General features: G+C 61.1%; 17 protein-coding genes and 1 riboswitch. Of the genes, 8 read left to right on the plus strand and 9 right to left on the minus strand.

From position 1 onward, the window contains the following. Window positions 1-3: 3 nt before the first annotated feature. The 3 genes from oppB to QTJ18_RS05935 form a co-directional block, all read right to left on the minus strand. Window positions 4-930: an oligopeptide ABC transporter permease OppB gene (gene oppB, locus QTJ18_RS05925; RefSeq protein ID WP_252752944.1), complete on the minus strand. Its 927-nt coding sequence runs from the start codon at window positions 928-930 to the stop codon at window positions 4-6. A gap of 149 nt (window positions 931-1,079) precedes the next feature. Next, window positions 1,080-2,591: a peptide ABC transporter substrate-binding protein gene (locus QTJ18_RS05930; RefSeq protein ID WP_252752943.1), complete on the minus strand. Its 1,512-nt coding sequence runs from the start codon at window positions 2,589-2,591 to the stop codon at window positions 1,080-1,082. Between the two features lie 328 nt (window positions 2,592-2,919). After that, window positions 2,920-3,483, minus strand: coding sequence for a tyrosine-protein phosphatase (locus QTJ18_RS05935; RefSeq protein ID WP_252752942.1), 564 nt, complete (start codon window positions 3,481-3,483; stop codon window positions 2,920-2,922). Window positions 3,484-3,741: 258 nt separating this feature from the next. Between QTJ18_RS05935 and QTJ18_RS05940 the strand changes: the two genes are divergently transcribed. From QTJ18_RS05940 to QTJ18_RS05950, 3 genes are all read left to right on the plus strand, one after another. Further along, window positions 3,742-4,653, plus strand: a complete 912-nt coding sequence (locus QTJ18_RS05940) for a cation diffusion facilitator family transporter (protein WP_252752941.1) — start codon at window positions 3,742-3,744, stop codon at window positions 4,651-4,653. Between the two features lies 1 nt (window position 4,654). Further along, window positions 4,655-5,119, plus strand: coding sequence for a preQ(1) synthase (gene queF / locus QTJ18_RS05945; protein ID WP_252752940.1), 465 nt, complete (start codon window positions 4,655-4,657; stop codon window positions 5,117-5,119). Between the two features lie 146 nt (window positions 5,120-5,265). Continuing rightward, window positions 5,266-7,041, plus strand: coding sequence for a methyl-accepting chemotaxis protein (locus QTJ18_RS05950; protein ID WP_252752939.1), 1,776 nt, complete (start codon window positions 5,266-5,268; stop codon window positions 7,039-7,041). A gap of 106 nt (window positions 7,042-7,147) precedes the next feature. Here the strand turns inward: QTJ18_RS05950 and ribB are convergent, their stop codons facing one another. From ribB to QTJ18_RS05975, 5 genes are all read right to left on the minus strand, one after another. Continuing rightward, a complete protein-coding gene (gene ribB / locus QTJ18_RS05955) occupies window positions 7,148-7,792 on the minus strand; it encodes a 3,4-dihydroxy-2-butanone-4-phosphate synthase (RefSeq protein ID WP_252752938.1) in 645 nt (214 codons plus the stop codon). Between the two features lie 113 nt (window positions 7,793-7,905). Further along, a riboswitch (FMN riboswitch) is annotated at window positions 7,906-8,050 on the minus strand. A 242-nt stretch (window positions 8,051-8,292) separates the two neighbouring features. After that, entirely contained in the window at window positions 8,293-9,081 is a 789-nt protein-coding gene (locus tag QTJ18_RS05960) for an SDR family oxidoreductase (RefSeq protein ID WP_252752937.1), read from the minus strand. A gap of 19 nt (window positions 9,082-9,100) precedes the next feature. Continuing rightward, entirely contained in the window at window positions 9,101-10,594 is a 1,494-nt protein-coding gene (locus tag QTJ18_RS05965) for a sugar ABC transporter ATP-binding protein (RefSeq protein ID WP_252752936.1), read from the minus strand. A 21-nt stretch (window positions 10,595-10,615) separates the two neighbouring features. Then, window positions 10,616-11,551, minus strand: a complete 936-nt coding sequence (locus QTJ18_RS05970) for a substrate-binding domain-containing protein (RefSeq protein ID WP_252752935.1) — start codon at window positions 11,549-11,551, stop codon at window positions 10,616-10,618. A 147-nt stretch (window positions 11,552-11,698) separates the two neighbouring features. Further along, a complete protein-coding gene (locus tag QTJ18_RS05975) occupies window positions 11,699-12,673 on the minus strand; it encodes an ABC transporter permease (protein WP_252752934.1) in 975 nt (324 codons plus the stop codon). 202 nt (window positions 12,674-12,875) lie between these two features. Here QTJ18_RS05975 and QTJ18_RS05980 point away from each other — a divergent pair, with 202 nt between their 5' ends. The 5 genes from QTJ18_RS05980 (at window position 12,876) to QTJ18_RS06000 (ending at window position 18,007) form a co-directional block, all read left to right on the plus strand. Further along, entirely contained in the window at window positions 12,876-13,685 is an 810-nt protein-coding gene (locus QTJ18_RS05980) for a transketolase (RefSeq protein WP_252752933.1), read from the plus strand. Continuing rightward, a complete protein-coding gene (locus tag QTJ18_RS05985; protein ID WP_252752932.1) occupies window positions 13,685-14,653 on the plus strand; it encodes a transketolase family protein in 969 nt (322 codons plus the stop codon). Before QTJ18_RS05980 ends, QTJ18_RS05985 begins: the two co-directional genes overlap by 1 nt. 67 nt (window positions 14,654-14,720) lie before the next feature. Beyond that, a complete protein-coding gene (locus QTJ18_RS05990) occupies window positions 14,721-16,190 on the plus strand; it encodes an FGGY family carbohydrate kinase (protein WP_252752931.1) in 1,470 nt (489 codons plus the stop codon). 23 nt (window positions 16,191-16,213) lie between these two features. Continuing rightward, window positions 16,214-17,164, plus strand: coding sequence for a sugar-binding transcriptional regulator (locus tag QTJ18_RS05995; RefSeq protein WP_252752930.1), 951 nt, complete (start codon window positions 16,214-16,216; stop codon window positions 17,162-17,164). 57 nt (window positions 17,165-17,221) lie between these two features. Then, complete coding sequence (locus tag QTJ18_RS06000) at window positions 17,222-18,007, plus strand: SDR family oxidoreductase (protein ID WP_252752929.1); 786 nt, start codon at window positions 17,222-17,224, stop codon at window positions 18,005-18,007. Between the two features lie 99 nt (window positions 18,008-18,106). Here the strand turns inward: QTJ18_RS06000 and QTJ18_RS06005 are convergent, their stop codons facing one another. Beyond that, the gene (locus QTJ18_RS06005; RefSeq protein ID WP_252752928.1) at window positions 18,107-19,033 is read right to left on the minus strand and encodes a LysR family transcriptional regulator; all 927 of its coding nucleotides are present in this window, start codon (window positions 19,031-19,033) and stop codon (window positions 18,107-18,109) included. Window positions 19,034-19,131: the final 98 nt, after the last annotated feature.

Below are 19,131 nucleotides of genomic sequence, written 5' to 3' on the forward strand. Positions count from 1 at the left end.
GCGTCAGTACCGGATCTTGGGGTCGATCCAGGCATAAAGCAGGTCGACGATGAGATTGAAGACAATGGTGAGCGTTCCGAGCAGGATCGTAATCCCCATCATGACCGCATAGTCGCGATTGAGCGCGGCATCGACGAAGAACTTCCCGATACCACCCGTCGAGAAATAGAGATCGATCACGACCGAGCCTGTCACCATGCTGACAAAGGTTGGCCCGAGATAGGAGATGACCGGCAGAAGCGCGGGACGCAGCGCATGCTTCAGGATGACCTGACGCTCCGGCAGTCCCTTTGCCCGCGCCGTGCGAATGTGGTTCGACGTCAGCACTTCCAGCATGGACGAGCGCGCGATGCGCGTGATGGAGGCAAGATAGACGGTCGATAGGGCTATAACCGGCATGATCAGATAGGCTGGCTGCGAAAGGCCACCCCAGCCGCCCCCCGGCAGCCAGCCCAGCCAGAGCGTGAAGACAAGCACCAGCAGCGGTGCAACGATGAAACCGGGCAAGAGATGCGCACCGACAGCAGTACCAACGGCAAGCGTGTCGATGAGCGTATTGTGACGAATGGCGGCGACGATGCCCAGAGCAAGTCCAAGCGTCACTGAAACGCCGAAGGCCAGAACACCATAGGTGAAGGTGATCGGAAAGCCTTGGGCGATGATATCGCTGACGGTTTGGTCGGGATAGACGAAAGATGGCCCGAAGTCGAAGCGAGTGAGAATGGACCAGATATAATCCGTGATCTGCAACCAGAGCGGCTGGTCGAGCCCGTATTTGGCCTGAATATTGGCGGCAACTTCGGGCCGCATGGGGCGATCGCTGGAGAAGGGATTACCGGGCGCCAGACGCATGATGAGGAATGAAAGGATAATCAGGATCAAGATGGTCGGGACGGCCGCCAACAGGCGCCGAAGGATATAGCGGATCATAGCCATGCCTCTGAGAAGACATGCAGAACCGACCGGAGCCGGGACGGCATGAGGGATCTTGCAGCGGACCCACAGCTATGCGGTAGGTTCGACTGCTTTCCGGCTTGCGGGGGATGGCGCATGACATCCCCCGGCTTTTGGCGGAGAGACTATTTTACGACCCGATAGACATCCTTGGCATTCCAGGATGCGCCGGCGGATTTGACAGGTATTCCGCGAATATCCGGTTTGACCAGGCCTACGCCGGCATAGAAGTAGATCGGTGCCACCGGCATGTCTTCTGCAAGGAGCAGCTCGGCCTTCTGATAGTCCGCATTGGGATCGGCGGATGTCGTGGACTGGTTCATCAGCTGCAGATAGCGCTCATTGACATAGCCGGCGTAATTGGTTTTTTCGGCGAAGACGTTGAGGAAGCTCGAAGCCTCGTCATAGTCGGCACACCAGCCATAGCGGGCGACATCGAAACTGCCCTCGCGCATCCGATCGAGGAGCACTTTGAACTCCATATTGCTCAGCGTGGCGTTCACGCCAACGCCCTTCCAGAATTGCTGGATCGCTACGGCGATCTTCTTGTGGCCCTCCGACGTATTATAGGCAATGTCGATCTTCAGCGGATTGGAGGGACCGAATCCCGCTTGCGCCAGCAGTTCCTTCGCCTTGGCCACCCGCTCCGCCTGCGACCAATGGGCGAAATCGATGTCAGGCATGCGGAAGCCGGACATGGCCCAATGGGTCCAGCTATAGGCTGGCCGTTGGCCCGCCTGAAGGATGTTATTCACGATGATATCCCGGTCGATCGCATAAGAGAGCGCTTTGCGCACCCGCACATCCTTCAATGCCGTCGGTCCCTTCTCGCCAATATTGAATACATAGCTGTAGGTGCAGGCATTGGGCCTCGTGAAAGCCTGATCCGGATAGTCCTTCTTCAAGCGCAAAAACTGGCCGGCGGGGATGCGGGTCGCATCCAGCTCACCCGCGAGGTAACGGGTCAGCGCCTGATTGTCGTCATTGATGATGTGAAAGGTGACGCTGTTGATAATCGTCTTCGCATTGTCCCAGTAGCGTTCATTGCGGGCGATCACGATCTTCTGGCCGATATCGTTGGATTTGAGAACATAAGCGCCATTTCCCACCAGATTACCGGGCTTGGTCCAGGCATCGCCCAATGTCTCCACCACCGATTTCGGCACCGGGTAGGTGGATGAATGGCTGATCATCGGAATGAGGTAAGCAATCGGCGTATCCAGCATCACCACAAACGTGTGATCGTCCGGCGCGGAGACACCCAGTTCGGAGGGGCTGATTTTGCCATCGATCACGGACCGGGCGTTCTTCACCTTCATGTTGGCGAGGAAGTCTGCATAGCTCGAAGCTGTCTTCGGATCGGCAAGCCTGCGCCAGGCATAAACGAAATCATGCGCAGTGACCGGTTCACCATTCGACCAGACTGAATCCGGGCGTAGATGGAAGGTGTAGGTCAGCTTGTCCGGGGAGACATCGAAACTCGTCGCGAGCGCCGGCGCGTAAGTACCATCGGCCTCCTGCGTATAGAGACCCTCAAAGAGATGCGAAATGACCTGTCCGCCCTCGAAGTCACTGTTTTTCTGTGGGTCGAGCGTCTTTAAATTGTCGAGAAATTCGACATTGAGATCCTGGTTCACTGCAAGTTTGTCCCCCGCCGCCACAGATGCGGCCAGGCATGGCGTCTGAAGCCCCGATAAGACCAGAGCACTCAAGAATGCCCGCCGCACCAGCTTGAGGGAGTTACTTCCCTTCCAATGTGAAATATTATTCATGTATAATCCCCGATTTACTTATTATGGCAGGGATGTAACGCCGACGCATCTGCTATTTCAAGTAAAAACAGCGCACTTTCAGATAATTACTCGAGGCCTCGCTCATGGCGGAAGAATATTTCGTTCTGTACTGCTTAACCTTTGCAGTTTCGCCACCACAAACATGACATCGCAGCAGAAGCGCCCTGGAGCGTCAGCTATCCAACCCGATCAGCTTTTCGAACTGCTCCCAGGTGTCATCCATGGCATAGGCACCGATAAAGGGGAGGTTGAGGTGCCCGAACAAGGGCGTGAGCTGCCACTCTGCCGTCTCCTCGTCCACGCCGGCGATCTGCTGGAGATACATGACCGATGCAAGGCCGGTTCGGTCGGCTCCGCTTTTGCAATGAACCAGCAGAGGACCCTTTGCCCGCCGCATCAGGGCAACGAGTTGCAAGCTCTCGTCCGGCGTCAGCTCCCGCCGCGCCGACATGGCGAAATCGAAATGGTCGACACCATGCACCCGCGCTGCGGCCAGTTCCTCTTCGTACCATGCAGCTCCGGGCTTTGCGCCACGCAGATTGATGATCGTGCCGATCTTGTAGGTTTCGATATATCGTCCGAAAGCCGGGCCGGAAAGCTGCGCCGAGCGGTAGAACCGGCCGGGAAGGACCTCGTGGAAATTGCCGCCGAGTTGCAGAAAGCCGAGATAGAGCGCGAGCAAAACGAGGAGGACACCGAGACACACGACGGCGCGCCCGACCAAAATCCTGATCATCCTGTCCAACCCCGCCCTGCCGTCTGCCCGTTGACATAGAGGACAAACCGGGCGCATGGCCGAATTAAGGCAGATGGAGGCAGGGAGGCAGGGACCCAGGGAGGCAGGGCGCGCTAAGGCGTGGCGGCAAAGGCTTTGACATTGGCGGCGAACCACGCGATAGAGGCCGCGGAGAAGGAACCGTCGGATGCTGGAAAGCGCCGGCGGTTTCTCCGTTTCTGGCAAATTGCAAATCATTCGCATAGGCAGAGATCAAGAATGAACGGCGACGACAAGACACTCGTGCAGCGCCTCGCTTTCTGGGGCATCCCCCTTGCGCTGGCAGTCCTGGCCCTGAAACTTCTGGCCTGGCGCTTGACCGGCTCCGTCGCGCTTTTGTCCGATGGCCTGGAGAGCTTCGTCAATGTCGCCGCGGCTGCCATTGCCTATTTCGTCATCCGCTACGCGCAGCGGCCGGCCGATGCCGATCACCAGTTCGGCCACCACAAGGCCGAATATATCTCGGCTGTCATCGAAGGTGTTCTGATCGTCGTTGCCGCCCTGCTGATCGTGCGGGAGGCCTGGGCCGGCCTTCTGGCGCCTCGGCTGCCGGACGCGCCGGCGCTGGGCCTTGCCATCAACGGCCTTGCCGGCGTGATCAATTGCGTCTGGGCAACCGTGTTGCTCCGCGTCGGCACCCGCCACCGCTCCCCTGCCCTCAAGGCGGATGGCCATCACATCATGTCGGACGTGGTCACCTCCGCCGGGGTGCTGGTTGGGCTTCTCCTCGCCCTCTGGACCGGCTATGCCATCCTCGACCCTATTCTCGCCATCGTCGTCGGCATCAACATCCTGTATCAGGGATGGAAGGTGATTTCCCATTCCCTCGGCGGTTTGATGGACAAAGCCGTCGAGCCGGACGAGGAGATCGCCATTCGCGAGGCCATCCGCGCCCATTCGGCCGGCGCCCTCGGCGTTCACGACCTGCGGACAAGACGCGCCGGTGCGGCGGCCTTTATCGATTTCCATCTGGTCGTGCCGGCGCAGATGGCTGTCGGCCAGGCGCATGAAATCTGCGACCGGCTGGAAGACGCCATCAAGGCCGCCGTTCCGGGCGCGTCGCTTGCAATCCATGTCGAACCGGAGGGCGAGAGCGCCCACGGACTGAAAGTGAAGGTAGAAGGTCAATAAAATGAGCATGACGGATGTCAGCGGGCTGTCGCAGCTCGGAAACCAGGTGGAAGCCCCGACAAGCCCGGAAGCGGCCGTGCTGGAGAAGGTTCCCAACGGCAATGCCGGCACCGATTACGTGGTGCGGTTCACGGCGCCAGAATTCACCTCGCTCTGCCCCATGACCGGGCAGCCGGATTTCGCCCATATCGTGATCGACTACATACCGCAGGATTTTCTGGTCGAGTCGAAATCCCTCAAGCTTTTCCTGCATTCCTTCCGCAATCACGGCGCTTTCCATGAGGACTGCTCGATCTATATCGGCAAGCGGCTGGTCGATCTGCTGTCGCCGAAATGGCTGCGCATCGGCGCCTATTGGTATCCGCGCGGCGGCATCCCGATCGATGTCTTCTGGCAGACCGGTGCCGCGCCGGACGGCGTCTGGCTTCCGGACCAGGGTGTCGCCACCTATCGCGGCCGCGGCTGAACCGCGCATCAAGACGGCAAATCGAGGGGCTGAACAGGGCCGGAACAGCCCCTGACCGTATTCACGCGAATTGGGAGCATCATTCGGGTTTTTTAATCAATTAGTGGGACGATTAGTGAAACCTACTCTTAACCGGAACGCGCTCGATGGCCCCCTTCTTGAATTCCAATGCCGACAAGATCGTAGATGCCCTCAATCTCTCCTTTGCCGTCATCGAATTCGATGTGGATGGCAATATCCTCAAGGCGAATAAGAATTTCTGTGACCTGATGGGTTATTCGGAGGCCGAACTTCGCGGCAAGCATCACCGCATCTTCCTCGATCCCGATTATGCAGCTTCGAAAGAGTATACGGCGTTCTGGAACCGGCTGAGAGGCGGCGATTTCGTCTGCAGCGAATTCATGCGGCTTGCCAAGAACGGCTCCGAGATCTTCATTCGCGGCAATTACAATCCGATCAAGAGCCGATCCGGCAAAGTCCTCAAGATCATCAAATTTGCCAATGACATCACTGAGACGAAGATGCACGGCATCGACACCGGCGCCAAGATCGATGCCATTGCCAAGGCGCAGGCCGTGATCGAATTCAAGACCGACGGAACGGTGCTCACGGCGAACGAAAACTTTCTGACCGCCTTGGGTTACACGCTGGCCGAAATCGTCGGCAAGAACCACAGCATGTTCGTGGATCCGGCGTTCCGCAACAGCCCCGACTATGCGGAGATGTGGCGCAAGCTGAATGCGGGCCATTTCATTGCCGACGAATTCAAGCGGGTCGGCAAGGGCGGTCGCAGCGTTTTCATCCAGGCCTCCTATAATCCCGTCTTCGATTTCAAGGGACGGGTGATCAAGGTCGTCAAGTTCGCGACCGACGTCACGGATCGCGTCGAGAATGTCGAGCGCCTGGCGACAGCGCTGACCAATCTTGCGGAGGGCGATCTCTCCCAGAACATCGACAAGCCCTTCATCGCATCGCTGGAAAAGGTTCGCCGCGACTTCAATGCCGCGTCGGTCAAGCTGCGCGGGGCGATGAAGACGGTCCTGAACAATGCCGAGACAATCTCCGCCGGCGCGCACGAAATCCGCACGGCCGCAGACGATCTGGCAAAGCGGACGGAACAGCAGGCTGCATCGATCGAAGAGACGGCAGCCGCGCTGGAGGAAATCACCACCACCGTCAAGGATTCCAGCCGCCGCGCCGAAGATTCCGGTCAGCTGGTGGCGCGCGCCAAATCGCATGCCGATCGGTCGGGTCAGATCGTCAATGAGGCGGTCGTGGCAATGGACAAGATCAACCAGTCGTCCAGCGAGATTTCCAACATTATCGGCGTGATCGACGAGATCGCCTTCCAGACGAATCTTCTGGCGCTCAACGCCGGGGTCGAGGCCGCGCGAGCCGGCGAGGCCGGCAAGGGATTTGCCGTCGTTGCCCAGGAGGTCCGGGAGCTGGCGCAGCGATCGGCATCGGCTGCCAAGGAAATCAAATCCCTGATCACGGCATCCGGCGCGCAAGTGGCGAGCGGCGTCACGCTGGTCAGCAAGGCCGGCGAAGCCCTTCAGGAAATCGCCGCCAATGTGCAGGATATCAACAAGGATATCCTGGCGATCATCGAATCGGCGCGCGAGCAGTCGACAGCGCTCAGCGAAATCAATCAGGCCATCAATACCGTCGACCAAGGCACGCAGCAGAACGCAGCCATGGTGGAAGAGCAGACGGCTGCCAGCCATGGACTGGCCGAGGAGGCAAAGGCTCTCTTTGCCTTGCTCGAACAGTTCAAATTCGCCGAGCACGACCGGGTATCTCTGGCCGGCCCAAGCCGTTCGGCTAAACCGGGCCAGACGCATCAGGCACCGCGTGCCGTCATGCCTCGCCTGTCGACGCAAGGCAATGCGGCATTGAAGGCCGACTGGAACGAATTCTAAGATAAGTTTGGGGCCCTCAAGGGGCCCCGACTGGCTTATGGCATGGAGGATATACGGTTCCGCATGGAGCTTCGCACCGGCGGCGAGACAGCCGGTGCCGGACGCGTCATGCCGCCGCTGCCGCCGATGCCGATGCAGGACGGCCGCCCCTGTTACGATACTCGATCAACTTCTCAATCGAAATCAGCGGCAGTCCGTGCAGTTTGCAGAACTCGATCAACTCGGGAAGCCTTGCCATGGTGCCGTCGTCATTTGCGACTTCGCAGATCACGCCGGAGGGGCGCTTGCCGATCAGCCGGGCGAGATCGACCGCAGCTTCGGTATGACCAGGCCGGCCCAGCACGCCATCCGGATGGGCGCGAAGCGGAAAAATATGGCCGGGCCGGGCAAAATCCTCTGGCGAGGAGGCCTCATCCATCAGGGCCCTAACGGTCGCCGCCCGATCCGCGGCGGAAATGCCGGTCGTCGTGCCGCCGATATAATCGACTGATACGGTGAACGCCGTCTTCAGATATTCGGTGTTGTTCGGGACCATTAGCGGGATGTCCAGCGCGTCGAGGCGCTCGCCCTCCATCGCCACGCAGACGAGGCCGCGGGCGTGCTTCATCATGAAGGCGATGGTTTCGGGCGTCACATGATCGGACGCGACGATGATGTCGCCCTCATTCTCGCGATCTTCATCATCGACCACGACGACCATACCGCCGCGCGCCAAAGCTTCCAATGCGTCTTCAACTGTCGAAAGTGTCATTCCGGTGCCTTTCAAGGGTCGCCGCTTCCGCGGCAAATTCGCGACCTCACAGCCGCCATCAATCCCTTGGGCGAACACAACACGCGCGCCTCCCTGTGCGGGAGCCGCGATGCCGATGCTCTCTTCCATCCGGACTCTAACCGTCGGCTCCGGCCTCTCACCGGATCTGCTGCCTTTCACCGGGGTGAAAGCGCTCGCGGGCTCCCGGCAAAGCCGGATACCGCCGGTGGGGAATTTCACCCCGCCCTGAGAACCTCTGCAATTTAAGGTATGAACCCCCTCTTTTTCAAGAAGAAACAATCAAGACTCGCAAATCGGTCGCTGACGGCGGCCTTTGACTGCTGCGATGGGATCCTTGGCGACGGCCTGACATGCGCCATTGCAGCTCTTCGCGCCGCCGTCGCGCCTCTTTCATGCGCCCTCTTCACACGCCAGGGCGCAGCTGCCGGGGCCATAGCCGAAGCAGCACGACGGGAAGTGCAAAGACAGGCCCAATCGCATCACCAGCAGCAGAAGCCGCCATCCACCAGAAGATCGACGCCGGTGACGAAGCTTGCCGCATCAGACAGCAGGTACACAGCGGGGCCTACCATTTCATCGACATTTGCCATTCGCTGCATGGGGGTCTGTTCCTCGAACAGCTTCGTCTGGTGCACCATTTCCGGCCGGGTATTCATCGGCGTTGCGGTATAGCCGGGACTGATCGTATTCACCCGAATATTGCGCCCCACCCACTCCATCGCCATCGATTTGGACATATGGATCACGCCTGCCTTCGAGGCATTGTAATGGCACTGATTCAGACCGCGATTCACGATGACGCCGGACATGGAGGCGATGTTGACGATCGATCCGCGGCCGTTTTTCAGCATGGCGCGTGCCTCTGCCTGGCATGACAGGAAGACCCCCTTCAGATTGATGTCCATCATCGTCTGGAACTGCGCCTCCTCCATCTCCTCAGCCGGATTGGCATTGGCAATACCGGCGGCATTGACGGCGAGGGTCAGCGGTCCGAGCTCGGCCTCGGTGCGTGCCACCGCCTCGGACAATGCCTCAGCCTGGGTCACGTCCGCTGCGATCTCGACGCTGCGGCGTCCGGCCGCTTGCACGAAACGCGCCGTGGTGGCCAGGCCATCATCCGTGCGGCGGTCGAGAAGCGCGACATCGGCGCCGCATTGCGCCAGCCCGATCGCGATTCGCTGGCCGATACCGCTGCCCGCGCCGGTCACCAAGGCGACCTGGCCTGTAAGAGTGAAGAGTTTTGGCGCGTTCAGGCTCATCTCCGACATCGATACGTCTCCTTGCAAATCAAATCGTGGCCAATTCCATGACCGATACGTCGTTGGCGCTGGCGCGGTCGAGTATGCCCGCCTGCTTTCCCTGGGCCATCACCATGATCCGGTTCGAGACCCCCAGCACTTCCTCAAGATCCGAACTGACGACGATGACGGCAATGCCCTGACGGGCCAGTTCCATGATCGTGTCATAGATGGACGAACGGGCGCCCACATCGATACCCCTTGTCGGCTCGTCGAGCACGACGACTTTGGGGTTGCGCGCCAGCCACTTGGCAAGCACCACCTTCTGCTGATTGCCGCCCGACAATTCCCCGGCATTCTGGTCGCCTTTTCCTTTGACGCCGAAGGATTTGATATGCCGATCGGCGAAGCGGGCAAGCCTGGAACGCGTGAGGAAACCCCGATGGGCGACCGCATCCAGGTTGGCATAGCCGATATTCTCGGCAATGGAATGCTCCAGGACCAGGCCCTGCAGCTTGCGATCCTCGGGAACCAGGACGATACCATTGCGAATGGCATCGCGCGGCGATCGCGGCGTGATGACCTTGCCGTTGAGAACGACCTCGCCTGCGGCGATCGGATCGGCGCCGGTGATCGCGCGGACTAGTTCGGTGCGGCCTGCGCCGACCAGCCCGGCAATGCCGAAAACCTCACCGCGCTTCACGGAGAAATCAATATCGCGGAACGCTGCCGATGGTGCGGAGAGGCCGCAAACCTCGAGCATGATCTCGTCGTCCGGAACCGGCACGGCCGGAAACATCCGGTCCAGCGAACGGCCGACCATGGCCTCGACAATGGTGCGGACCGGGATATCGCCGCTTTCGAACTCCTGCGCCTTGGCGCCGTCGCGCATCACCACGATGCGGTCGGCAATCTGCCGGATTTCTTCCAGCCGGTGCGAAATATAGATGATGCCGACGCCATCGGCCTTGAGGCGCTCGATCTGGCGGAAGAGAAGCTGCGTCTCCTCACCGCCCAGTGCGGCCGTCGGCTCATCCAGGATGAGCAATTTGGCGTTCAGCGTCATGGCCTTCGCAATTTCGATCAATTGCTGCTTGGCGGTCGAAAGCCCCTCCACCAGCCGGCGCGGAGAGATATCGAGCCCAAGCCGCTGGAGACCGGCATGCGCGCGCTCCTCCATCGCCTGGCGATCGACCCGGCCACCTTTCATCAGATAGCGGCCGACAAAGACATTCTCGGCAATCGATAGTTGCGGCAGGAGCTTCAGTTCCTGATGGATCATGCCGACGCCGGCATCCATGGCAGCGCGCGGCGTGGCCGGCGCATAGGGCGCGCCGAGCCAGCTCATATCGCCGGAGGTCTGTTGGACGGCGCCGGAAATGATCCTCGAAAGGGTCGATTTTCCGGCACCGTTTTCACCCAGCAGCGCCACGACTTCACCCGCTCTCACGTCAAGGTCGATGCCGTGCAGGACCTCGAGCGTCCCGTAGACCTTGCGGATCTGCCGGAGCGAGAGGATGGGAGGGAGGTCATTGGCAGTCATGGCGCTGTCTTCCGGTGATGCTCAGGGATGTTCGGCAACGTATTTCTGAGCGTTTTCCGGCGTCGTCAGGAAGCCGGGTAGCAATTGCTCGGCCGGCAGCTTTTCGCCGGCGGCGAGCTTGATCGCGCTATCCACGGCCAGCCGGCCGATCCCGCGAACCTGCTGGGTCGCCGTTGCGTCGAAGCCGCCTTGCGCCAGGATCGGCAACGCGGTCGTATCCCCGTCGAAACCGCCGACATAGACGCGCTGCGAGACGCCCGACACCTTCACGGCCTGGGCCGCTCCAAGCGCCAGACCATCCGCCTGGGCGAAGATCAGCGTCACATCGGGATGGGCCTGCAGAAGGTTCTGGCCGATATTGAGGCCCTCGGCCTGCGACCACTGTTCGCTCCACTGCTGGGCAACCAGTTCGACACCCTTGTTCTCGTCGAGGGCCTTCTGGCAGCCCTTCGTCCGCTCAACTTCCGGCGTCGTACCCTTCTGACCGTGGATCATCAGCATCTTGCCCTTGCCGCCGGCCAGTCCGATGATGTGCTTGCACACTTCGTAGGCCGATGTCGCATTGTCCGTTGCGATAAAGGTATCACCCGGAGCCTCGTCGGCATTGCGGTCGACGTTGACGACCGGGATGCCCGCATCCTTCGCCAAACGTGTGGGCACGGCAGCGGCAGCAGCGCCGGCCGGAATGTAGATGAAGGCGTCGATATCCTGGGTCAGCAGGTCCTGCACCTGGCTGACCTGCGTGGCGCTGTCATTCTTGGCATCGACGGTGACGACCTGAATGCCCTTTTCCTTGGCATAGGCTTCGACGCCGATCTTGATCTGATTGAAATAGTCGGCCTGCAGATTGGAGACGGCAAGGCCGATCTTCTTGACCTCTGCGGCTGATGCGCCAAGGGGGTTCAGGGCGGTCGTCGCGAGCGCTGCGGCGGCCAGAAGCATAAGCTTGAGTTTCATGGTCGTTCTCCTCCGTTGTTTCGGGACCCCGCTACCATCGCGGGACCGAATGCTGTGCCCGACACCGTGTCGGGCCATGTCTTGGCAAATCTGCTCTTGGGCAGATCCTCCGATCCTCCGACGCGACTTCGCGCCGTCGCGAAAGCCTCACCTCCGCTTCACGGCCTCGGCCGCGACTGCGAGCGCAATGACGACGCCGATCACGACGGCCTGCGTGAAGGGCGAGACCCCGAGGAGGTTCAACCCGTTGCGCAGGACGCCGATGATCAGGACGCCGATGATGGTTCCCAGAATGCCGCCTTTGCCGCCGCTCAGGCTTGTGCCGCCGATGACGACGGCTGCGATCGTGTCGAGTTCGTAGGAAACGCCGGCCGTCGGCTGAACCGAATCGAGGCGCATGGCGAGAACCACGCCTGCCAGACCGGCGAGCAGACCCGAAACGACATAGACGCCGATCGTGTAGAGGTTGACGTTGATGCCGGCGAGGCGCGCCACTTCCGGATTGCCGCCGATCGCATAGAGCGAGCGCCCGCCGGCCGTATAGCGCAGATAGATCCAGCCCAGAAGGAAGACGACAAGCATGGCGGCCACCGTCAGCGTCAGAAGCCCGCCATAGCGTGTATAGGCGAGAAGGCTGAACCAGGACGGAAAGCCGACGATCTGCTGCCCGTCGGTGATCATATTCGCAAGCCCGCGCGCCACCGACATCATTGCCAGCGTCGCGATGAAGGCGGGCACGCTGAGCGCGGTGATGAGGATCCCCGAGATGGCGCCGGTTGCCGCCGCGACCGCAAGCGCGATCAGAATGCCGAGCGGCAGTGGCAGGCCCACCTGATTGGCCAGATAGCCCATGACCATCATGGCGAGCGCCAGGACCGAGCCGACAGCAAGATCGATGCCGCCGATCAGGATCACCATGGTCATCCCGACGGCCATGATGCCAAGAACGGTGATCTGGTCGAGCACGTTGAGCAGGTTCCTGACCGACATGAACTTGTCGGTGGCAAAGGAAAGGAAAAGGCACAGAAGGATGAGGCCGATCAGCGGACCCGTCGCGCCCCTCAATGCCGACAGGACGCTCGCCGCAGCACTGCGATCCCCCTCTGTCGCTGAAACCGACATTTCCATCTCCCATGCTACAACCTGATGAGCATCAGGCATAAATATTCACCACCGTGTGTAAATTCGTATCGCAGCCATACTTGGGCTGTCAACATCTCCTTTGACATTCTCTGCACGATTCAAATCGGCTATCGGCGCTTGACAGCAGGGCGTCACATGCAATTATATAACCGCAAGCATATTTATTCATGACGAGGGTTTCATGCAGCCGAATGATCTCGACCGCATTGCGAGGCAGATACGCCTCCGCGATCTCCAGGCGGTATACGAAGCAGGTGCCGGTCATATCGGCGGCGAGATGTCCGCCATCGACCTCCTGACGGCGCTCTATTTCCAGGTTCTGCGGATCTTTCCCGATCAGCCCAGGCATCCGGACCGGGACAGGTTCGTTCTGTCCAAGGGTCACGTCGCGCTGGCTCTGTATGTGACGCTTGCCAAGCGCGGCTTCTTCCCGGAAGACGAGATTTCGACTTTCCTCAAGCCGCATTCGCGGCTGAACGGTCACCCGAACTGCAACAAGGTCCCCGGCGTGGAGACCAATACCGGCCCTCTCGGCCACGGTCTGCCGGTCGCTGTCGGCATGGCAAAGGCCGCCAAGCTCACCAGCGCCGGCTACCACACCTATGTCCTGACGGGCGACGGCGAGATGCAGGAGGGATCGAACTGGGAGGCAATTTCGTCTGCTGCCCAGTTCGGCCTCGACAATCTCACTCTCATCATCGACCACAACCGCTTTCAGCAGGGCGCTGCCCTGCGCGATACGAACGACCTGGCGCCCTTTGGCGACAAGCTTGCCGCCTTTGGCTGGGAGGTCTCCGAGATCAACGGCAATGCCATGGCGGAAATCGTTCCCGCCCTGCAGCATCGCGCCTCGCGCCCGCATTGCATCATCGCCCACACCAATAAAGGCCATGGGATTTCCTTCATGCAGGACAAGGTGGACTGGCACCACAAAGTGCCGAGCGCCGAACAATATCAGATGGCCGTGGCCGAACTTTCGGAGGTGCTTTGATGAACGCCCTGACCTCTCCTGAAAAGCTTCACGATTGCCGCGACGCCTTCGTTTCCGTCCTGGAGCGATTGGGTGCCGAAAATTCCAGACTGGTTGCTGTCTGCAATGATTCCGTCGGCTCCTCCAAGCTTGGCGGCTTCAAGTCGAAATGGCCGGAACGGCTGATCAATGTCGGCATTGCCGAGCAGAACATGGTGGGCGTCGGCGCGGGCCTTGCCAATGGCGGTCTTCTGCCCTTCGTCTGCGGTGCGGCCTGTTTCCTCACCGGCCGCTCGCTCGAGCAGGTGAAGGCGGATATCGCCTATTCCAATGCCAATGTGAAGCTGGTCGGTATTTCCTCCGGAATGGCCTATGGCGAATTGGGGCCGACCCACCACTCCATCGAAGATTTCGCCTGGATGCGCGTCCTGCCCAATCTGCCGGTGATCGCCCCTTGCGATTCGATCGAGACGGCAGCAGCCGTGGAATGGGCGGCACGCTATGAGGGACCGGTCTTTTTGCGGCTGTCGCGCGTCGGAGTGCCGGATCTGCTGGAGCCAGGCCATACGTTTACATTGGGCAAAGCCAACAGGCTTCGCGACGGCGACGCCGTTACCTTGATCGCCAACGGCACGCTCACGCACCGGGCGATGAAGGCGGCGGCCATCCTTGCCGCCCGCGGCATCGAGGCCCGCGTGCTGAACATGGCAACCGTGCGACCGATCGACGTCGAGAGCATCGTCTCGGCGGCACGCGAGACCGGTGCGATCCTGACGGCCGAGGAACACTCGGTCTATGGTGGCCTCGGCTCCGCAGTGGCTGAGGTGGTCGTGGCGGAGGCACCGGTCCCGATGAAGATCCTGGGCGTGCCCGGCATCTTCGCGCCGACCGGCTCGGCCGAGTTCCTGCTCGACGAATTCGGCATGTCGCCGGAGGCCATGGCCAAGGCAGCCGAAGAGCTCATGGCGCGAAAGAGCGGACGGCTGTAACAGCCAAGCGTGAGACAATTGGATGCCGGCGCTTGAGCGACGGCATCCGCAAGCATTCGGAGCTTCCATGACCACCGCCATTCTCGCCATCGATCAAGGGACGACAAATTCCAAGGCCGTGCTTGTCTCGGCCGATGGAGAGATCCTGGCGCGCGGGTCGGCGCCGGTCGGGATTTCGCATCCCGAGCCCGGCTGGGTGGAGCAAAGTCCACAGCGCGTTTGGGCATCGGTGCTGGAGGCGATTGCGCAATGCCTGGCGGCAGCGCCGTCGGCCGATCTTGCCGGCATCGCCATCTCCAACCAGCGCGAATCGGTGACCATGTGGGACGCCGAGACCGGCGAAGCCTTGGGACCGGTCATCAGCTGGCAGTGCCGCCGCAGCGCGCCCGTGTGCGCCTCGCTCAATGCCGCTGGACATTCCGGCCGGGTCATGGCGCTGACGGGCCTGCCGATCGACCCCATGTTTCCCGGACCGAAGATGCGGTGGCTGATCGACCGCGCGCCTGCCGGACGTCGCGTATGTTTGGGTACGATCGATTCCTGGCTGATCCATTGCTTTACCGGAGGCCGCGTCCACGCCTGCGACGCCTCGAATGCGGCGCGAAGCCAGCTGTTCGACTTGACGCAAAGGACATGGAGCGATGAACTCTGCGATCTCTTCGGCGTGCCCAAGGCATTTTTGCCGGAGGTTCGCGACAGCGCCTCGCACTTCGGCCAGACCCTGAATGTCCCCAGCCTGGCGGACGGCATTCCGATCGCGGCTGCCATCGGCGACAGCCATGCCGCGCTCTTTGGCCATGGCGCCTTCAAGCCCGGCGACGGAAAGGTAACCTTCGGCACCGGCTCCTCCATCATGACCACCCTGCCGCATTTCATCCCGCCCCAGAACGGTCTCACCACGACCATTGCATGGTCGGTCGGCGGCACGCCCACCTATGCCTTCGAGGGCAATATCCTCGTCTCGGCGGCCTCGCTGCCCTGGATGGCGGAGATATTGGGACTGCCGGATGTGCAGGCGCTCATCGATCTGGCGCAGACCGCCGCGCCCGATGGGCCAGGCTTCGTGCCGGCCTTTGTCGGTCTCGGCGCACCGCATTGGCATGCCGATGCGAGAGCCCTGTTCTCCGGCATCACCTTCAACACCAGCCGCGCGCAGATGGCACGCGCCGTGACGGATTCGATCGCCTTCCAGGTTCACGATGTCTTCAAGGTCATGGCAGCTCAGTCGCCGTCTCCGCTGGGTCGGCTCTTTGTCGACGGCGGTCCGAGCACCAACAGGTTTCTGATGCAATGCGTCGCCAATATGCTGTCCCACCCGATCATTCAATGCGATGCGGCTGAGGCATCGGCGCGCGGCGCGGCCTATCTGGGCGGCCTGACGCTTGGTCTATGGCCCGATCTCGGCGCGGTTGCGGCCCTGCCGCGCAAGACCGATGTGCTCCCACCGGAGACAATGGACACCAGCACACCGCTCGCCACCTGGCGCGACGCCATCTTCCGCTCGACCCTTCCCGTGACTTCATCTATGGGTGAATAAAAATTCACCCATCCGGAGGGTTCATGGGACGTCTCAACGAGCTTCGACTGATCGCCCGCGTCGCGCAGATGTATCACGCGGAGGGCAAGCGGCAGGCGGAAATTGCCGACATCATGCACATGTCGCAAGCCACCGTATCGCGCATGCTGAAACGGGCCGAGATGGAAGGGATCGTGCGCACCACGATCATTCCGCCGCCCGGCACCTTTGCGGATCTGGAGACGGCGCTTCGCGACCGCTATGGGCTGACGGAGGCGATCGTGATCGACTGCTCGGAGGATCGAGACGGGGCGATCATGGCCCGGATCGGCGAGGCCGCGGCGCATTTCCTGGAAGTGACCCTGCAGCAGGACGAGGTCATCGGCGTTTCCAGCTGGAGCCAGACGATCCTGCGCATGGTGGACAATATCCATCCCCTGAAAACCGGCCGCGCGAAATACATCGTCCAGATCCTCGGCGGCATGGGCGAGGCCTCTGTGCAGACCCATGCGACGCAGCTGACCGCACGGCTTGCGAAGCTGACCGGCGGCGAGCCTCGCCTCCTGCTGGTCCAGGGCATCACCTCATCCAGGGAGGCAAAGCTCGTGATGCTGGCCGATCCGGTCGTGCGCGGCACGATGGACCTGTTCGGCCGGCTGACGCTCGCCATTATCGGCATCGGCGCCGTCGAGCCTTCGGAACTTCTGGCCCGCTCCGGCAATGTCTTTTCCCGCCAGGAAATGGCCATGCTGCACGATGCCGGCGCCGTCGGCGAAATTTCCTTCCGCTTTTACGACCGCGACGGCAAGCCGGTCGAGACCCCGTTGAACGAGCGCGTCATCGGGATCTCGCTTGAGGATTTGAAGAGAGCCGAGCGGGTCATGGCCTTGGCCGGTGGCGAATCCAAGACCGAGGCGATCGCCGGCGCCCTGAGGATGGGCCTTATCGATATTCTTGTCACAGACAAATTTACCGCAGCCCGGCTGACATCCTGAAGCCCGGCCACGGGGCGGGCATGTCGGTTTGGCTGCACATCATGGGAGAGTGAGATCATGCAGCGCTTCAACGGACAGACCGTCTTCGTCACGGGTGGCAACAAGGGGATCGGATTGGGCATTGCCAAACGCTTCGCCGAAGAAGGGGCAAATGTCGCCATTGCCGCCATCGAGGCCGATACGCCCGAGGTCGCCCGGCGGCTTGCCGCGGAGACCGGCGCCGAGGTTCTGGGCATTGAACTGGATGTCACGCAGGCCTCGTCCGTGAAGGCGGCCTATGCCGAAGCCGAGGCAAAGCTCGGTCCGATCAGCGTTTCGGTGCAGAATGCCGGCGTGATCACCATTGCGAAGGTCGAGAACCTGAGCGAGGCCGAATGGGATCTGAACCTTGACGTGAACACCAAGGGCGTCTTCCTGTGCTGCCAGGAAGCCATTGCGCGATTTCGCGCCAGCGGCACGAAGGGTCGGCTCATCAACACGGCCTCCGGCCAGGCGCGCCAGGGATTTGTCTTCACACCCCATTATGCCGCCTCGAAATTCGGTGTGGTGGGATTGACGCAGAGCCTGGCCAAGGAATTGGCGAAGGAGGCGATCACCGTGAACGCCATTTGCCCCGGCATCATTCATACGGATATGTGGGATTACAATGATCGCGTCTGGGGCAAGATGCTCGGCAGCTACGGACCGGGGGAATTGATGGCCGAGTGGGTCGAGGGAATACCGATGGGCCGGGCCGGCACGCCGGCCGAGGTCGCCGCACTGGTTGCCTTCCTCGCCTCGGCCGATGCGGCCTATATCACCGGCCAGACGATCAATGTCGATGGCGGGTTGATCATGTCCTAGTGGAAGGAATTTGACATTTGCGTCCCGCCTGCGCCACGCTCCAGCGCAAATGTCAAATCCGGAACTTCACTCGGATCATCGGGTTGCTGGTGGCTCCCGTCATTCCGACATTTGCTCTTTCTCGGAGGACTCTCGTGCAAGACTGTTTTCGAGCAGAGGCCGGATGAGCGGATTGGGGAAGCGGCGTTTGACGGTCACGGCATAGAAGGACTCGACCACGCCCGGCAAAACGTCGAATTCGACGAGGGAGCCGGCCTCCAATTCGCCCTTGACGACGATGGGTGGCAGGACGGCAAGGCCGGCGCCCTCGCGCGCCAATAGACGCATCATCGCCATGTCGTCCACTTCGGCCGCGATCTGCGGCGTGATTCCGAGCCTTGCGACCAGCGCCTCGAACTGGGCGCGCACACCGCTTTCCAGCGTCGGAAGAATGACCGGATGCGCGCCGAGAAGCTCCGAAAGCCCGGCCCCCGGCTTTCCGTGCAGGGTCTCGCCATACAGGGCCTTGCCGATCAGGCTCACCCGCTGCTGGTAGACATGCTGGGCGATGAAGGGCGTGACGGCATCGGCTCTGGGCGCCTGGTTCAGCAGGACGATATCGAGATTGAGGGCTTCGAGCGCGCCGAGCAACTCGCTGGTGCTGCCGGACCGAAGGATCATGTCGACATCCGCCCGACCAAGGATGGGCCGCAGGAACTCCATCTGGAAGTTGCGCGACAGGGTTGCCAGCGCGCCGATGCGGATTGCCCGCCGGGTCCGGCCGCTCTCCTTCAGGGTCTTCACCAGTTCGTCGCCCGCGGAGAAGATTGCATCGGCATGATCGAGGGCGATGCGGCCGACCTCCGTCAGGTAGAGCTGACGGCCGCGGCGCTCGAAAAGCGCATGGCCTAGCCTCTCCTCCAACTGCTTGATCTGAATGGATAAGGCTGATTGCGACAGGTTGAGCCGCGTGGCGGTGCGCGTCAGATTGCCATCATGCGCAACAGCACGAAAATATCGCAGGTGATGATAGTTGAGGTCCGACATCGTTCTATTTTATAGAATGAATTCTCCGAAACAATGAAATTTTTTCGCGTAGCGCCGCCTGCTACTTCCCCCGACAGAAGTCGCTTCCAATGACGATG

The sequence above is a fragment of the Rhizobium sp. SSA_523 genome (assembly GCF_030435705.1).
Taxonomy (GTDB): Bacteria; Pseudomonadota; Alphaproteobacteria; order Rhizobiales; family Rhizobiaceae; genus Neorhizobium.

Bases quoted from the DNA above. Each gene is read 5' to 3' on its own strand.
- oppB (WP_252752944.1), bottom strand. From the start codon at position 930: ATGATCCGCTATATCCTTCGGCGCCTGTTGGCGGCCGTCCCGACCATC.
- QTJ18_RS05935 (WP_252752942.1), bottom strand. From the start codon at position 3,483: ATGATCAGGATTTTGGTCGGGCGCGCCGTCGTGTGTCTCGGTGTCCTC.
- QTJ18_RS05940 (WP_252752941.1), top strand. From the start codon at position 3,742: ATGAACGGCGACGACAAGACACTCGTGCAGCGCCTCGCTTTCTGGGGC.
- queF (WP_252752940.1), top strand. From the start codon at position 4,655: ATGAGCATGACGGATGTCAGCGGGCTGTCGCAGCTCGGAAACCAGGTG.
- QTJ18_RS05950 (WP_252752939.1), top strand. From the start codon at position 5,266: ATGGCCCCCTTCTTGAATTCCAATGCCGACAAGATCGTAGATGCCCTC.
- ribB (WP_252752938.1), bottom strand. From the start codon at position 7,792: ATGACACTTTCGACAGTTGAAGACGCATTGGAAGCTTTGGCGCGCGGC.
- QTJ18_RS05960 (WP_252752937.1), bottom strand. From the start codon at position 9,081: ATGTCGGAGATGAGCCTGAACGCGCCAAAACTCTTCACTCTTACAGGC.
- QTJ18_RS05965 (WP_252752936.1), bottom strand. From the start codon at position 10,594: ATGACTGCCAATGACCTCCCTCCCATCCTCTCGCTCCGGCAGATCCGC.
- QTJ18_RS05970 (WP_252752935.1), bottom strand. From the start codon at position 11,551: ATGAAACTCAAGCTTATGCTTCTGGCCGCCGCAGCGCTCGCGACGACC.
- QTJ18_RS05975 (WP_252752934.1), bottom strand. From the start codon at position 12,673: ATGTCGGTTTCAGCGACAGAGGGGGATCGCAGTGCTGCGGCGAGCGTC.
- QTJ18_RS05980 (WP_252752933.1), top strand. From the start codon at position 12,876: ATGCAGCCGAATGATCTCGACCGCATTGCGAGGCAGATACGCCTCCGC.
- QTJ18_RS05985 (WP_252752932.1), top strand. From the start codon at position 13,685: ATGAACGCCCTGACCTCTCCTGAAAAGCTTCACGATTGCCGCGACGCC.
- QTJ18_RS05990 (WP_252752931.1), top strand. From the start codon at position 14,721: ATGACCACCGCCATTCTCGCCATCGATCAAGGGACGACAAATTCCAAG.
- QTJ18_RS05995 (WP_252752930.1), top strand. From the start codon at position 16,214: ATGGGACGTCTCAACGAGCTTCGACTGATCGCCCGCGTCGCGCAGATG.
- QTJ18_RS06000 (WP_252752929.1), top strand. From the start codon at position 17,222: ATGCAGCGCTTCAACGGACAGACCGTCTTCGTCACGGGTGGCAACAAG.
- QTJ18_RS06005 (WP_252752928.1), bottom strand. From the start codon at position 19,033: ATGTCGGACCTCAACTATCATCACCTGCGATATTTTCGTGCTGTTGCG.